Annotated in this window: 15 protein-coding genes, 1 tRNA gene and 1 pseudogene; 12 read left to right on the top strand and 5 right to left on the bottom strand. The window is 40.8% G+C overall.

What is annotated here, in order from left to right; all coding sequences use genetic code 11:
* Nucleotides 1-6: 6 nt before the first annotated feature.
* Both DWZ47_RS00135 and DWZ47_RS00130 read left to right on the top strand, forming a co-directional pair.
* Nucleotides 7-681 (top strand): DUF3823 domain-containing protein, encoded by a 675-nt coding sequence (locus DWZ47_RS00135; protein WP_061448223.1) that lies wholly within the window; start codon nt 7-9, stop codon nt 679-681.
* Nucleotides 682-753: 72 nt separating this feature from the next.
* On the top strand, nt 754-2331 hold the full coding sequence (locus DWZ47_RS00130) for an arylsulfatase (RefSeq protein ID WP_004326279.1): 1578 nt from the start codon (nt 754-756) through the stop codon (nt 2329-2331).
* Nucleotides 2332-2465: 134 nt separating this feature from the next.
* Here the strand turns inward: DWZ47_RS00130 and DWZ47_RS00125 are convergent, their stop codons facing one another.
* The 5 genes from DWZ47_RS00125 to DWZ47_RS00105 all read right to left on the bottom strand — a co-directional run bounded on the left by DWZ47_RS00125 (nt 2466) and on the right by DWZ47_RS00105 (nt 6300).
* Complete coding sequence (locus tag DWZ47_RS00125) at nt 2466-3116, bottom strand: MarC family protein (RefSeq protein WP_004306500.1); 651 nt, start codon at nt 3114-3116, stop codon at nt 2466-2468.
* Nucleotides 3117-3177: 61 nt separating this feature from the next.
* Nucleotides 3178-3870 carry a YjjG family noncanonical pyrimidine nucleotidase gene (locus DWZ47_RS00120; protein WP_008777220.1) on the bottom strand — a complete coding sequence of 231 codons (693 nt, stop codon included), beginning with the start codon at nt 3868-3870 and terminating at the stop codon, nt 3178-3180.
* 96 nt (nt 3871-3966) lie between these two features.
* Nucleotides 3967-4824 (bottom strand): hypothetical protein, encoded by an 858-nt coding sequence (locus tag DWZ47_RS00115; protein ID WP_117512069.1) that lies wholly within the window; start codon nt 4822-4824, stop codon nt 3967-3969.
* A 33-nt stretch (nt 4825-4857) separates the two neighbouring features.
* Complete coding sequence (gene rsmI, locus DWZ47_RS00110) at nt 4858-5532, bottom strand: 16S rRNA (cytidine(1402)-2'-O)-methyltransferase (RefSeq protein WP_004299177.1); 675 nt, start codon at nt 5530-5532, stop codon at nt 4858-4860.
* A gap of 12 nt (nt 5533-5544) precedes the next feature.
* Nucleotides 5545-6300 carry a hypothetical protein gene (locus DWZ47_RS00105; protein ID WP_117512068.1) on the bottom strand — a complete coding sequence of 252 codons (756 nt, stop codon included), beginning with the start codon at nt 6298-6300 and terminating at the stop codon, nt 5545-5547.
* 140 nt (nt 6301-6440) lie between these two features.
* On the opposite strand from DWZ47_RS00105, the gene DWZ47_RS00100 reads away from it, so the two are divergent.
* From DWZ47_RS00100 to pfkA, 10 genes and pseudogenes are all read left to right on the top strand, one after another.
* A complete protein-coding gene (locus DWZ47_RS00100) occupies nt 6441-7040 on the top strand; it encodes a thymidine kinase (RefSeq protein WP_004299175.1) in 600 nt (199 codons plus the stop codon).
* 21 nt (nt 7041-7061) lie between these two features.
* Nucleotides 7062-8195, top strand: a complete 1134-nt coding sequence (locus tag DWZ47_RS00095; RefSeq protein WP_117512067.1) for an AI-2E family transporter — start codon at nt 7062-7064, stop codon at nt 8193-8195.
* A 94-nt stretch (nt 8196-8289) separates the two neighbouring features.
* Nucleotides 8290-8365 (top strand) — tRNA-Lys (locus DWZ47_RS00090).
* A gap of 1148 nt (nt 8366-9513) precedes the next feature.
* A complete protein-coding gene (locus DWZ47_RS00075; RefSeq protein WP_032851559.1) occupies nt 9514-9942 on the top strand; it encodes a ferritin-like domain-containing protein in 429 nt (142 codons plus the stop codon).
* Between the two features lie 214 nt (nt 9943-10156).
* Nucleotides 10157-10636, top strand: coding sequence for a ferritin (locus tag DWZ47_RS00070; RefSeq protein ID WP_004309108.1), 480 nt, complete (start codon nt 10157-10159; stop codon nt 10634-10636).
* Nucleotides 10637-10665: 29 nt separating this feature from the next.
* On the top strand, nt 10666-11718 hold the full coding sequence (locus DWZ47_RS00065) for a class I fructose-bisphosphate aldolase (protein ID WP_004309107.1): 1053 nt from the start codon (nt 10666-10668) through the stop codon (nt 11716-11718).
* Nucleotides 11719-11731: 13 nt separating this feature from the next.
* The gene (gpmA, locus tag DWZ47_RS00060) at nt 11732-12481 is read left to right on the top strand and encodes a 2,3-diphosphoglycerate-dependent phosphoglycerate mutase (protein ID WP_009040662.1); all 750 of its coding nucleotides are present in this window, start codon (nt 11732-11734) and stop codon (nt 12479-12481) included.
* Nucleotides 12482-12546: 65 nt separating this feature from the next.
* The gene (locus tag DWZ47_RS00055) at nt 12547-12975 is read left to right on the top strand and encodes an Hsp20/alpha crystallin family protein (RefSeq protein ID WP_004309103.1); all 429 of its coding nucleotides are present in this window, start codon (nt 12547-12549) and stop codon (nt 12973-12975) included.
* Nucleotides 12976-13060: 85 nt separating this feature from the next.
* A pseudogene (locus DWZ47_RS00050) lies at nt 13061-13560 on the top strand (RNA polymerase sigma factor).
* A gap of 20 nt (nt 13561-13580) precedes the next feature.
* Entirely contained in the window at nt 13581-14564 is a 984-nt protein-coding gene (pfkA, locus tag DWZ47_RS00045; protein ID WP_008777393.1) for a 6-phosphofructokinase, read from the top strand.
* Nucleotides 14565-14627 lie beyond the last annotated feature (63 nt).

Below are 14627 nucleotides of genomic sequence, written 5' to 3'. Positions count from 1 at the left end.
AAAACAATGAAAAAAATAAGAACTATATTTTCTTTGCTTTCACTTTCCCTGCTTGCCATAAGTTGCGGTTTAGACAATTACGACGAACCAGAATCATTTCTGGAAGGGAAAATCACGTATAAGGGAAAACAACTCGGTTTGAAAGGTACAAACGGAGGTATTCAACTACAATTGTATCAGGATGGTTATGCCAACCATGATCCTATCACCGTGTATGCCACACAGGACGGAACTTTCTCTGCAGTACTTTTCGATGGTCCGTACAAACTGGTAACTAAAGACAAAAACGGTCCCTGGGTGAATAACCGCGATACCATATATGTGGAAGTAAAAGGAAAAACACAATGTGAAGTAAAAGTCACCCCTTATTTTACAATATCAGACGAAAATATCACATTAGATAACAACATCGTATCCGGCACGTGCAATATACAGCAAATAGTACAGGATGCCAAGATAAGCCAGGCAATGCTACTCGTCAGCAAAACAACTTTTGTTGACGAGAACACGAATATAGCCCGGCAAAATTTATCCAATATAAATCCCGGAGTAACAAATATTTCGCTGGATATTACGAGTAACCAGAATGTACAGTCAGCCAAAGCCCTATTCGCCCGCATCGGTGTAAAAGCGAACGGAGCGGACCAAGCTGTCTATTCAGAAATTTTCAGACTGAAATAATTCATCTAAGAAATAATTTGTCAGTATATTTATTTAATAAATATACTGACAAAAAAAATAAAACAAAATTATATGACAAACAAAAACATGTTATTAATGGGAACTGCATCCTTACTGTCCCTACATGCAGCAGCCCAGAATGACCCAAAGCCCAACATTGTTTTAATCATGGTGGACGATATGGGATATTCCGATCTAGGGTGCTACGGAGGAGAAATTCCTACGCCCAATCTAGATAATCTGGCAAAAAAAGGAGTACGCTTTACCCATTTCTGCAACACAGGACGCTCCTGCCCTTCCCGTGCCAGTCTACTGACCGGACTTTATCCCCAACAGGCAGGTATCGGAATGATGTCCGAAGATCCTCATTCTGCCGAAGATCATGGAGTGCACGGATACATGGGATACTTGAACCGTAATTCGGTCACCATAGCAGAAGTGCTGAAAGAAGCCGGTTATCACACCTATATGTCGGGGAAATGGCATGTAGGCATGCACGGACAGGAAAAATGGCCGTTGCAACGTGGCTTTGATCATTTTTATGGTATCTTGTCAGGAGCTTGCAGTTATCTGCAACCTCATGGAGATCGCAATCTGACTTTAGACAATCAACAGTTGCCTCCACCGGAACAACCTTATTACACTACTGACGCATTTACTGATTATGCGATTAAATTTGTCGACGAACGCCCCAAAGATGACAATCCGTTCTTCCTTTACCTGGCATACAACGCTCCCCATTGGCCGTTACATGCTAAACAGGAGGATATAGACAAATTTGTAGGCAAGTACCGGAAAGGTTGGCAGAAAGTACGTGAAGCCCGTTTGAAACGTATGATTAAAATGGGATTGGTAGACAAAAATTGGGATCTTGCTCAATGGGAGGGTCGCCAATGGTCCGAACTGACCGAAGATGAACAAATAGAACTGGATAGAAGAATGTCAGTATATGCGGCACAAGTTCATTGCATGGATTATAATGTGGGACGGTTAATAAAGTACCTGGAAGAAAAAGGGGAGCTGAATAACACCTTACTTATTTTCTTGTCGGATAATGGTGCATGTGCCGAGCCTCATCGTGAGAAAGGTTTCGGAACCATCGATATGATTAACAATCCGGATGAATGGGTAAATCCATCCTATGGCCTGCCATGGGCACAGGTTAGCAATACTCCATACCGTAAGTATAAAGTAAGAGCGTATGAAGGCGGGACCTCCACTCCATTGATTATTTCCTGGCCTGACAAGTATGCAAAATACAATGGCGAGATAAGACACAACAGAGCTTTCTTGCCCGACATCATGGCAACCTTCATCGATGCAGCAGAAACGACCTATCCGAAGACTTATCACGGAGGAAATGAGATCATTCCTTTGGAAGGCGCAAGCATGCTACCGATACTAACCAATACAGACACCGAATTGCACGAATATATTTTTGGTGAACACTTTGACAACTGTGTAGTATGGTGGAAAAACTGGAAAGCCGTTAAGGACCAGAACTCTAAAGTATGGGAACTTTTTAACTTGGAGAAAGACCGTACAGAACGTGTTGATTTATCCAGAGAAAATCCCAAGATTCTAAAACAACTGGTAGACGAATGGAACAAATGGGCAAATACACATTATGTATATCCCAAAGGAAAATAGCCACAGAAAGGTCACATAAAGACATGCTAAATGTTTAAAAACCGTATCTTAAAGCACTTGCCCCTGCTACAAATCTTTTTGTAACAGGGGCAAGTTTCATTATAGGGACTCTCCGTCCCTCATATCCTTATTCATCAAGGAATCATTCCTTCTCTCACAATATCTACCAGAATCGGCTTCAATCCGCTAACGAAACATTCCACTGCAATCACCATCAGAATCAGTCCCATAAGACGCATCATCACATTATTACCCGTTTCACCCAAGACTTTTACCAATTTCGTGGAAGCACGAAGAATAAAAAAAGTCAACAGATAAATCAGGGCGATAGTACCGATCAATATCCCCTTCATTTCATAAGAATGCGCATCCTGCATCAAAACGATTGCATTGGCAATCGCTCCGGGACCGCATAACATAGGAATACCGAGAGGAGTAATAGAGATATCATCCGCATACGTTTTGATTTCTTCGTCCTTCAACTTCATCGGTGTATAGCGGGCTTGAAGCATATCAAAGCCTATCTTGAAGATAATCACCCCACCGGCAATACGGAAACCATTGGTAGAGATACCGAAGAACTTGAAAAGAAACTGCCCGGCAAAGACAAATACCATCAATGTAATAAACGACACAATAGTAGCACGACGTACGATAGACTGACGTTCTTTATCCGTCATACCATGAGTCATGGTAAGAAAGACAGGCATCGTTCCCAACGGGTTGGTCAACGTGAAGAATGAAGTGAAACAAAGTAAGGCGAAAGGCAGAAGCGTACTATCCATGATTATATCGTATTTTATGCAAAACTAAAACGCAACAAAAATACGACTTAATCCAGAAAACCTATAATAAATCCATTAATTCTTTCAAGGAATGGATGTGATAAGTAGGGAGGAAAGGGAAAGCTGTCCGTTCTGTCACATTGTAGAAAACCTGATGCATCCCTACTCCGTGCGCTCCGGTTATATCCGCTTCCCAACTATCACCAATCATTAAGGATTCGCGCAACTCGGATTGAGTAGCAGACAAAGCAAAATTGAATATCTCCGGCCAAGGCTTCAGCACTCCGAGATCTTCCGAGAGAATCACCTTTCTGAAATACCCGTCCACTCCTGCCGAACGCATCTTACGTGATTGCAATTCACGAAACCCATTGGAAAGGATATAGAGGTTATATTTGGGAGCAAGATACTCCAATACCTCCTTTGCATGAGGCATTAAAACACTTTTAGTAGGGATAATAGCGAAAAAATCTCTCGAAAACCGTTCAGCGAGCGCTTCATCTTTCACTCCCACGGCCTGTAAAGGATAAAAGAAACGTTGGCTGTTCAATTCATCCTTCGTTATCTTTCCTTCACCGTACTCAACCCAGAGTTCGGTATTTCTTTGTTGATAAAGAGTATAATAATGATTGAATGAATCAAAATAGCGGTCGAACGAATATTTCTGATATACTTCCTCAAAGGTGTTACGAGCATTTTGAGAAAAAGCCCAGATGGTATCATCAAGATCAAAAAAAAGATTTTTATATTTCATCAGTAGTTATGCGTATAATAAGAAACAAAAAAGCCAATGTGCTAATTTCTTGAATCCAGGAATCAGCACATTGGCAATTCAAAAGGGATATCTACCTTATTTTACCTGGATAACCAAGTATCTGGATACACTCCAGAATTCAGTAGGATTAGTAATCTTCAATGTCAACTGGCCTTTATCATCTTTTACCAATTCATAAGAACCGGTCGGATGAGTAGTCAGTAATTCAGCACGTTTAGAGTACAACTTGATTTCTTTGGTTGTACGGATATCGATCTGCGTGAAATAATCCTTATTGAAATCAACGCTCTTCAACACGTCTCCGCTCTGAAGAATCTTTTGAGCTTTCAATTCAGATTTAGTACCAAATACGAACCAGGCAGCATTCAGGCTCTTTTCCTGTTCTGCAACGGTTTTAGCTTTCGCTTCGTTTTCTGCGGCCAGAGTTTCTTTTGCTACAGACAGATCGCTGACAGCAGCATCCAATTCCTGAATACGGATATTCTTGGAAGCCAGTTCTGTTTGAAGCTCTTCGATACGCTGTTGTTTAGCGTTCAATTCAGCAGTCAAAGCGGCAACAGCTTTTTTCATCTGTGCAGAATTGTAATTGCTATTCTTCAGCTGTGCCTGCAATTTTGCAATCTGCGCTTTGTTTTCTTCCATTTGTTTAGAGATGAATTCGATGTCAGAAGCAATCTGTTGCTTAGCACTGGCAGAGTTTTCAGTGATGGTTCCACGTTGCAAGTCAACACGGCTTTCAGCAGCATTGATCTTACGGAAACCTTCCTGAACTTCATTGAAAGTCCCCATCATATCATCCAGTTCAGCATTGCGCTGGTTCAGTTCCATCAAAAGAGAATCATTTTCAGCTTTCAGGTCTTTACTTCCACCTTTAAAGCCATCACACGAAGCCAACAAGGCTACGCATACAAATAAAACAGCTAACTTTTTCATACGTTTACGTTTTACGTTTTTTAATGAAGTTATTTAATCATCTATTCCTGCTAATACTATCACAATCTCGCCCCGGGGTTCGGTAGCGGTAAAGTGTTCTATCAATTCAGCCAAACTGCCCCGAACTGTTTCTTCGTGGAGTTTGGATATTTCACGCGACACGGTTGCCTGACGTTCAGCACCGAAATATTCGGCAAACTGTGTTAACGTCTTCAACAGACGGTGGGGTGATTCATAAAACACCATCGTGCGGTGTTCTTCCGCCAATGTCTTCAGTCGTGTCTGCCGTCCTTTCTTCTGGGGGAGAAATCCCTCGAAGCAGAACTTCTCGTTCGGCAATCCCGATGCTACGAGTGCCGGAACAAAAGCGGTTGCTCCCGGCAAGCACTGCACTTCAATACCGTTGCGCACACATTCACGAACAACCAGAAATCCGGGATCGGAAATTCCAGGTGTTCCGGCATCCGAAATTAGTGCCACCGTTTCACCTGCCTTTATTCTATTAACAACACTTTCCACCGTTTTATGTTCATTAAATTTGTGGTGGGATTGCATTGCATTCTTTATTTCAAAGTGTTTCAGCAAGATACCGGAAGTACGTGTATCCTCCGCCAAAATCAGATCGACCTCTTTCAGGACTTTGATAGCCCGAAAAGTCATGTCCTCCAGATTCCCTACCGGCGTAGGCACCACATATAGCTTTCCCATCTTGTTTTTGTTTTATACTGATTGATTAAAATATTTCTTTAGTAGCTCCAGAAAGTCGTTCACCGCCTCCTTTTCTTCATTCAATTCGACTTTCGAGGACAGAAATGCGACTGCAGTCTTGTAGGAACTCATTACTGATATCTGTTCGATAACCCGATTCATCAAATCAGTGTTGCCTCCGAACAGTTCACGAGAAAAACGGAAAGAATCATTCAAGCTGATAGCATGTCGCAAGCCGGCAGACAGTTTGAGACTTTCTCCCAACACAGCCGATTTAGGTTCTTCCTCTTTCACAACAGTTTCAACGACAGGTTCCTCAACAATTGCCGGTTCCTCTTTTTTCCCTTCTTCTTCTTCTTCTTCTTCTTCTTCTTCTTCTTCTTCTTCTTCTTCTTCTGCTGCTGCTTCTTCTGCTGCTGTCTCTGCAGCTGCCGCTATTACGACAGGTTTCTCTTCCGCAACAATGGCTTCTCCTTCCTCATCTTCTTTCACAACAACCGATTCGAGAGATTGTATAATCACGGGGGAATCCTCTTCAGACCCGGCAACTTCATCCTCCTCTTCCGCTGTCTCTTCCACAGCTGACGGAGAAATTACCTGAACAGCATCCACCTCCTGCTGCAGTTCGTCCAAACGCCCCTGCATCCGTGTAATGCTCCGCTTCAACAGTTCAGACAAAGTCGGAGTCGGCTCCTTGGTAAATGAATCCATGAGATACTTCAACTCATGAACATCCAACTCAATATCTGTTAATAGCTTCTGTTTCATGTCAGTCCATTGTTTATACGGTGCGAATGTAGGAATAATTTATGCAATAACTTAAAATAATGGATAATTTAACAGTTCTTGCACATTGAATTGCTTACCTTTGTCCACATATTTATTTAATCAAGAAAACACAAAATCTCATGGTATTATTTTCAGAAGACCACATACAGGAGACTAGAAGAAGAGGCCGGATCGAAGTAATCTGCGGTTCTATGTTCTCCGGAAAGACAGAGGAATTGATTCGCAGAATGAAGAGAGCGAAATTCGCGAAACAACGTGTCGAGATATTCAAACCTGCTATCGACACCCGTTATTCAGAAGAAGACGTAGTCTCTCACGACAGCCATTCTATCGCCTCCACTCCCATCGATTCGTCAGCCAGCATTTTACTGTTTACTTCTGAGATAGATGTAGTAGGTATTGATGAAGCACAGTTCTTCGACAGTGGTTTGATTGATGTATGCAACCAGCTTGCCAACAATGGAATCCGTGTTATCATTGCAGGATTGGATATGGACTTCAAAGGAAATCCATTTGGACCTATGCCACAATTGTGCGCCATTGCCGATGAAGTCTCCAAAGTTCATGCGATCTGTGTGAAATGTGGTCAGCTGGCCTCTTTCTCACATCGTACAGTCAAGAATGAGAAACAGGTTCTTTTAGGCGAAACAGCCGAATATGAGCCTCTGTGCAGGGAATGTTATCTCCGTGCACGAGGGGAAGATGAGCAGAAAGTATAAACTCTATAAAAGAAACAGATTATGGAAAGGAAAAAGATAACATTCGACAGTTTTATACGCGGTTCCATCGGATGTGTGTTAGTTGTAGGAATATTAATGCTCGTGGAACGTCTTAGCGGAGTGTTATTACCTTTCTTTATTGCGTGGCTGATAGCTTATATGGTCTATCCGTTAGTCAAATTCTTCCAGTATAAGCTACGATTAAAAAGCCGCATTATTTCCATCTTCTGTTCCTTATTCCTCATTACGGTTATCGGAGTCACTTTATTCTACCTATTAGTGCCGCCGATGATTTCGGAAATAGGCAGAATGAACGACTTGCTAGTGACTTACCTCACCAATGGAGCCGGTAACAATGTGCCTAAGAATCTTTCTGAATTTATCCACGAGAACATTGATCTTCAGGCGTTGAACCGTGTATTAAGTGAAGAGAATATCCTGGCGGCAATCAAGGATACCGTCCCCAGAGTGTGGACTTTGCTTGCAGAATCTCTCAACATTCTATTCAGCATCCTTGCCTCTTTCATTATATTATTATATGTAATCTTTATATTATTGGATTACGAAGCGATAGCTGAAGGATGGTTGCATCTGCTACCCAATAAATACCGTACGTTTGCCTCCAACCTGGTTCACGACGTACAGGATGGTATGAACAGATATTTCCGTGGACAGGCTTTGGTTGCTTTCTGCGTAGGTATTCTTTTCAGCATCGGTTTCCTGATTATCGATTTCCCCATGGCTATCGCTCTGGGACTTTTCATCGGAGCATTGAATATGGTTCCCTACTTGCAAATCATTGGTTTCCTTCCCACCATTTTATTGGCAATCCTCAAAGCTGCCGACACCGGACAGAACTTCTGGATTATCATTGCATGTGCATTAGCCGTCTTTGCAATCGTACAAATCATACAGGATACCTTCCTTGTCCCCAAAATCATGGGAAAGATTACCGGACTGAATCCTGCCATCATCCTTTTATCTCTTTCTATCTGGGGTTCATTAATGGGAATGCTCGGCATGATTATCGCCTTGCCACTAACAACTTTGATGCTCTCCTACTACCAACGCTTTATTATCAACAAAGAAAAAATAAAATATGATGAAGTAGAAACTACTGATAATCAAGAAACAAGCCACAACGAGAAAAAATAATTGAAACTTTTTTCTACGTAATGCTTGCAAATTAAATAAAAGTAACTACCTTTGCACCCGCAATCAGGAAATAACTGATTCGCAAATAAGAATTGATTCGCTAGCTCAGCAGGTAGAGCACAACACTTTTAATGTTGGGGTCCTGGGTTCGAGCCCCAGGCGGATCACCAAAAACAAGATTAAGCCTCTGATTTTCAGGGGCTTTTCTTCTTATCCAAAGGCCTTATTTCCATTCTACTCCCCATTAAATATGAACAACAGAAAAAATTATATAGTCTACCTACAACAATCAGCCATGAAGCAGGAGGAATGTCAAGACCCGAAGTAGAGGTACAAAAAAATTATACAGACTTACTCGACAGACAGAAACAGATTACTAAAGATAACCATTCCTCAGCCAATAAAAAGAAAAGCAATACACGCCACAACTTATTTTGCACAACTTGTTTGGAAAATAAAATATTTTTTCCTTACCTTTGTATTAGGATTTATTTCAAATCTTAATAAAAATAGAGCGTTAAGGCATTATCCAAGTTCAGGAAATCCCCAATTTCAAGACAACAACTGGATAATACATTGGACGCTCCACGTACTATTTATATATTAAAGTGTTATATATATAGGCGTGGGGCTTTGTGTATTATATGTTGTTGAGTATGGGGATACTTCTGAACGGTAATACCAAAGTTCCCACGCTTAACTTTATATATAAACACAGCTCCAGGGAACAGAGTTGACTAGAAGATAAACATTATGAAAGCAACTTGTTCTAAAAGTAAGACGACTGTCTCGACCGGTTTCTGTTCTTCGTTTGTTACTGTCTTTAGTGAAATTCTTATTCTGTTTATTTCCATTCCTGTTTTTTTCAAGACACACAATCACTATCTTACAAATTACATGCCAACATATTTTTCTGAGACCTTCCTCCATGATAGCCAATAATAGCGGTTCCTCTCACCATACAGAAAAAGACCTTTGGTTACAAGTTCTCGCTTTGGCAAAGGAAATACAGGACTGTAAGTCTTATCTGTATCCTAAGACCTTGGAATCTATATATGATAATATTGTAAGAATAGAAAAATTGTTGAATATTTTATTGATTATCACTCGTGAAAGTGACAAATAGACATTATTATTCCGCCTTATGCGACAATTTGTCCAATGCAGTAAAAATGTCGCATCATTAAACTATCGTTAAAAGTTTCATTTTTATAGATTACCTCTATGAAATGGAATTTTTATATACCAAGAAACGTACGCAATCAGTTATGTAACCTTAATGTTCAGAATAATGATAGATAAACGAATAGAAAGTACCATGAATGAATTGATCAACGCAGAAATATGGTCAACCAACTTATACCTGTCTTTACAGGTTTATTTTGAAAGTGAACAACTCCCGATACTGAGCTCCTGGCTAAATACCCAGGCTCAGGATAATATGAACAAAGTCTATCAAATGATGAGCTGGATATATCATAATGGAGGATGCGTTGCAATTAATGAGATAAAACGGGATGTGCAAAAATGGCAAGCTCCAGTAAGTGCCTTAAACGAATTGATTGAACATGAACGATATATGTCCCGCCTAGTCTCCATACTCCTCATACTATGCCGAAACGTGGATGCGTCCTCTAATTCTTTCATCAACAGGCTGTATTCAGACCGAATATATCTAAGTACGGCCCTTTTGGAATTATTACGTATTCTTGCCCAAGAAAATGTGCGGAGACTACCTTATTTCTAACAGTATGTCCCTCCATTTAACATCTCATAATATTAAAGATTATATAACCTTGTATGGTCTACTTTTTGCAACATAATAAACAATAATAAAATAGATCATGAATATTTTATTAATAGGATAACCCGGTTTTATCGACATTTTGGGACAAGTTTATGCTTGTTTCAAGATAAGAGAGAATATTAAATTATTATTAACTCTAAAAATTTAAATCATTATGAGTGAGAAATTACAAAATGCTTTGAATGAACAAATCACAGCAGAATTATGGTCTGCCAACTTGTATCTGTCTATGTCTTTCTATCTAAAAAAAGAAGGTTTTTCAGGTATGGCCAACTGGATGCGGAAACAATCTGCAAAAGAAGTGGGACATGCGTGCACCATTGCCGAGTATATGGTTAAACGTGAGGCGACACCGAAAGTAGACAAAGTGGATGTAGTTCCACAAGGATGGGGAAATTCTTTGGAAGTTTTTGAACATGCCTTGGAACATGAAAAGCATATCTCCAAGTTGATTGACGAATTGGTATACTTAGCTTCAGAAGAAAAGGATAATGCCACACAGGATTTTCTGTGGAAATTTGTCCGGGAACAAGTAGAGGAAGAAGCCGGTGTACAGAATATTGTAAACCTGTTAAAGAAAGCCGGAGATAGTGGTATCCTTTTCATAGATGCTAAATTGGATGGATGCAAATAATAAACCTGAATAGTTAAAAGATAAATGATATGAGCAAAACAGTAGATATATTAGGTGGGCAGGCTGAATACTACCTAAACCATACATGCAAGACAATAGATAAACAACTGATTCATATTCCGGGTCCGGATATAGTAGATAAGGTATGGATAAATTCGGACAGAAACATTCGGACATTGGAGAGTTTGCAAACTTTATATGGACATGGACGTTTAGCGAATACCGGCTATGTATCCATCCTACCTGTAGACCAGGGTATAGAGCATTCTGCTGGGGCATCTTTCGCTCCCAATCCACTTTATTTTGATCCGGAGAACATCGTAAAATTGGCTATTGAAGGAGGATGTAATGCCGTAGCATCTACATTCGGCGTATTAGGCGCCGTAGCACGGAAATACGCCCATAAAATTCCATTCATCGTCAAATTGAATCATAACGAACTGCTTACTTATCCGAATAGCTATGACCAAGTAATGTTCGGTACAATAAAAGAAGCATGGAATATGGGCGCCATAGCAGTTGGAGCCACTATTTATTTCGGTTCGGAGCAAAGTCGCCGCCAAATAGTGGAAGTATCGCAAGCTTTTGAATATGCTCATGAACTGGGAATGGCTACCATTTTATGGTGTTATTTGAGAAACAGCGGTTTTAAGAAAGACGGAACCGACTATCACGCTGCAGCCGACCTGACAGGCCAAGCCAACCATATCGGAGTAACGATCAAGGCTGACATCGTAAAACAAAAACTTCCGTCCAATAATGGTGGCTTCAAAGCCATCGGCTTCGGAAAAACAAATGAGCGCATGTATACAGAGCTGACAACTGACCACCCGATAGACCTTTGCCGTTATCAGGTAGCTAACGGCTATATGGGACGCGTCGGACTAATCAACTCGGGTGGTGAATCTCATGGAGAATCCGACCTGCATGATGCTGTTGTTACAGCAGTAGTGAACAAACGTGCTGGCGGTATGGGGTTGATTAGTGGTCGGAAAGCCTTCCAAAAACCAATGAAAGATGGGGTCCAGCTATTGAGCACCATACAGGATGTATATTTGGATTCTTCAATAACCATTGCATAAAGACAGGTCGTCCATGAAAAGAATAGTATTATTACGTCATGGTGAGAGCCTATGGAACCAAGAAAACCGCTTCACCGGGTGGACAGATGTTGATTTAAGTGAAAAAGGCGTTGTAGAAGCCCGCAAAGCAGGCGATACATTACGAGAAGCCGGATTTTCTTTTGAGATTGCCTACACTTCTTACTTAAAACGTGCTATAAAAACGCTGGACTACGTTCTGGACCGCCTGAATGAGAGCTGGATTCCCGTCGAAAAGACATGGAGGTTGAATGAGAAACATTACGGCATACTTCAGGGACTTAACAAAAGTGAGACGGCTGCCCAATATGGTGAAGAACAAGTACACACCTGGCGGAGAAGTTATGATATAGCTCCTGCAGCATTGGGAGAGGACGATTCGCGCAATCCGAGTAAAGACATACGTTATGCAGATGTCCCGGATATGGAACTTCCACGTACGGAATCCTTGAAAGATGCCATTGAGCGTGTAATGCCTTATTGGAAATGCATCATCTTTCCCACATTGACATGTAAGGATAACCTGCTGGTAGTTGCCCATGGCAACAGCCTGCGTGGAATCATCAAGCATCTCAAGGAAATATCCGATACAGACATTTCCAACCTGAACCTGCCTACAGCAGTTCCTTACGTTTTTGAATTCGACAACCGGCTGGCTCTTGTCAAAGACTATTTTCTCGGTGATCCGGAAGAGATACGTAAACGGACGGAAGCTGTAGCAAAACAAGGAATGACTAAACAATAAAAGTTCTGTCAAGCAGCCAGACATATTTTCTAAACTTTAATTATTAACTAAAAAAGGAGGTAAAAATGGTACCTACAAAAATGAACCAGAATTGGTTACCAAGTATTTTTAATGATTTCTTTAACAATGAGTGGATGATGAAGGCAAATGCAACAGCCCCCGCTATTAATGTAATTGAAAATGAAAAGGACTATAAAATCCAATTGGCAGCTCCGGGAATGACAAAAAATGACTTCACCGTTAATGTGGATGAAAACAACAATCTAGTAATCTGCATGGAAAAGAAGGAAGAGAAGAATGAGGAGAAAAAAGACAAAAAATACCTACGCCGTGAATTCTCTTATTCCAAATTCCAACAAAGTATCATACTGCCGGACAATGTTGAAAAAGATAAGATTACAGCCAAGGTAGAACATGGGATTCTGTCTATAGATATTCCCAAAACAGTGGACAAAGAAGTTCAGAAGATAACCAGAACTATTGATATCAAATAAGATATCTTAGCTAAACTTTACCCAAGGCGTTCCTTATATTTAGGGGGATGCCTTGATATAAACCTTTGAACCTCAAATCACTATAATGAAAACATTCAATTTTGATGAAGCATTAATAGCTCTGCAAAGTGATCTGCTAGGTTTTGCATATAAATTGACAGCTGACAAACACGATGCTGAGGATTTATTGCAGGAAACAATGTTGAAAGCTCTGGATAATAAGGATAAATTTGATCCTGGAACAAATTTTAAAGGCTGGATGTATATCATTATGCGTAACGCTTTTATAAATAACTACCGGATAAAAAAAGCCAGGGAGACTTATATATATTATCCGAACCCGACTATCATTTCCTGCTAAGAGATGACTCTTTTGCTTTCATAGACAATAGTCAAGATGCCAAGGAGATAAGGGCAGCCCTTAAAACACTACCTAAAGAACATTACAACGCTTTTATGTTGTATATATCCGGATTCAAATATCGGGAAATAGCTCAAGAAACAGGAGTGTCGCTAGGTACAATAAAAAGCCGTATCTTTCATAGTAGGAAAAAATTAAAGCAGTTACTTTCTGATTTTGTCTAATAATTGTATAAAAATGAATTATGAATAACAAGTATATTGGAATCCTGACTTCCGGAGGGGATGCGTCAGGAATGAATGCAGCGATCCGCGCCGTAACCCGTACCGCCATCTTCAACGGCTTTAAAATAAAGGGAATTTATAGGGGATACGAAGGACTGATTGCCGGTGAAGTAAAGGAACTCACAACAGAAGACGTGAGCAGTATTATTCAAAGGGGAGGTACTATACTGAAAACAGCGCGTTCCGAAGCTTTTACCACTCCGGAAGGACGTAAGAAAGCCTATGAAGTTATACAAAAAGAAAATATCAGTGCACTGATTATTATCGGTGGAGACGGTTCTCTGACGGGAGCCCGTATCTTTGCCGAAGAGTATAACGTGACATGTATAGGACTACCCGGTACGATTGACAATGATTTATATGGTACTGATTTCACCATAGGATACGACACGGCATTAAATACAATTGTTGAATGTGTAGATAAAATAAGAGACACCGCAACCTCACACGACCGCATTTTCTTTGTCGAGGTGATGGGACGTGATGCGGGCTTCCTGGCCCAGAACAGTGCGATTGCTTCAGGGGCTGAAGCTGCCATTATTCCGGAGGACAAAACGGATGTGGACCAGCTGGAGACATTTATCGGACGTGGATTCAGAAAAACAAAAAACAGCAGTATCGTCATTGTGACCGAAAGTCCCCAAAATAAAAATGGAGGTGCCATGTACTATGCCGACCGGGTAAAAAAGGAATATCCTGAATATGATGTAAGAGTTTCCATTCTGGGACATCTGCAACGCGGTGGGGCTCCAAGTGCCAACGACCGTATACTGGCAAGCCGATTAGGAGAAGCAGCCATCCAGGCTCTGATGGAAGACCAACAGAATGTGATGATAGGCATACGGAACAATGAAATTGTCTATGTTCCTTTTGCACAAGCAATCAAAAATGACAAGCCTATTGACAAAAGCCTGATTCGGGTACTTAACGAGCTGTCCATATAAAGTTATTAATTCACCACTGCTTGGAAAGACACTCCGGGAGGCAGACATACCGGACTGTATCAT

The organism is Bacteroides sp. AF32-8BH (genome assembly GCF_003435205.1).
Taxonomy (GTDB): Bacteria; Bacteroidota; Bacteroidia; order Bacteroidales; family Bacteroidaceae; genus Bacteroides; species Bacteroides ovatus.
This window is presented reverse-complemented; position numbering and strand designations above follow the sequence as displayed.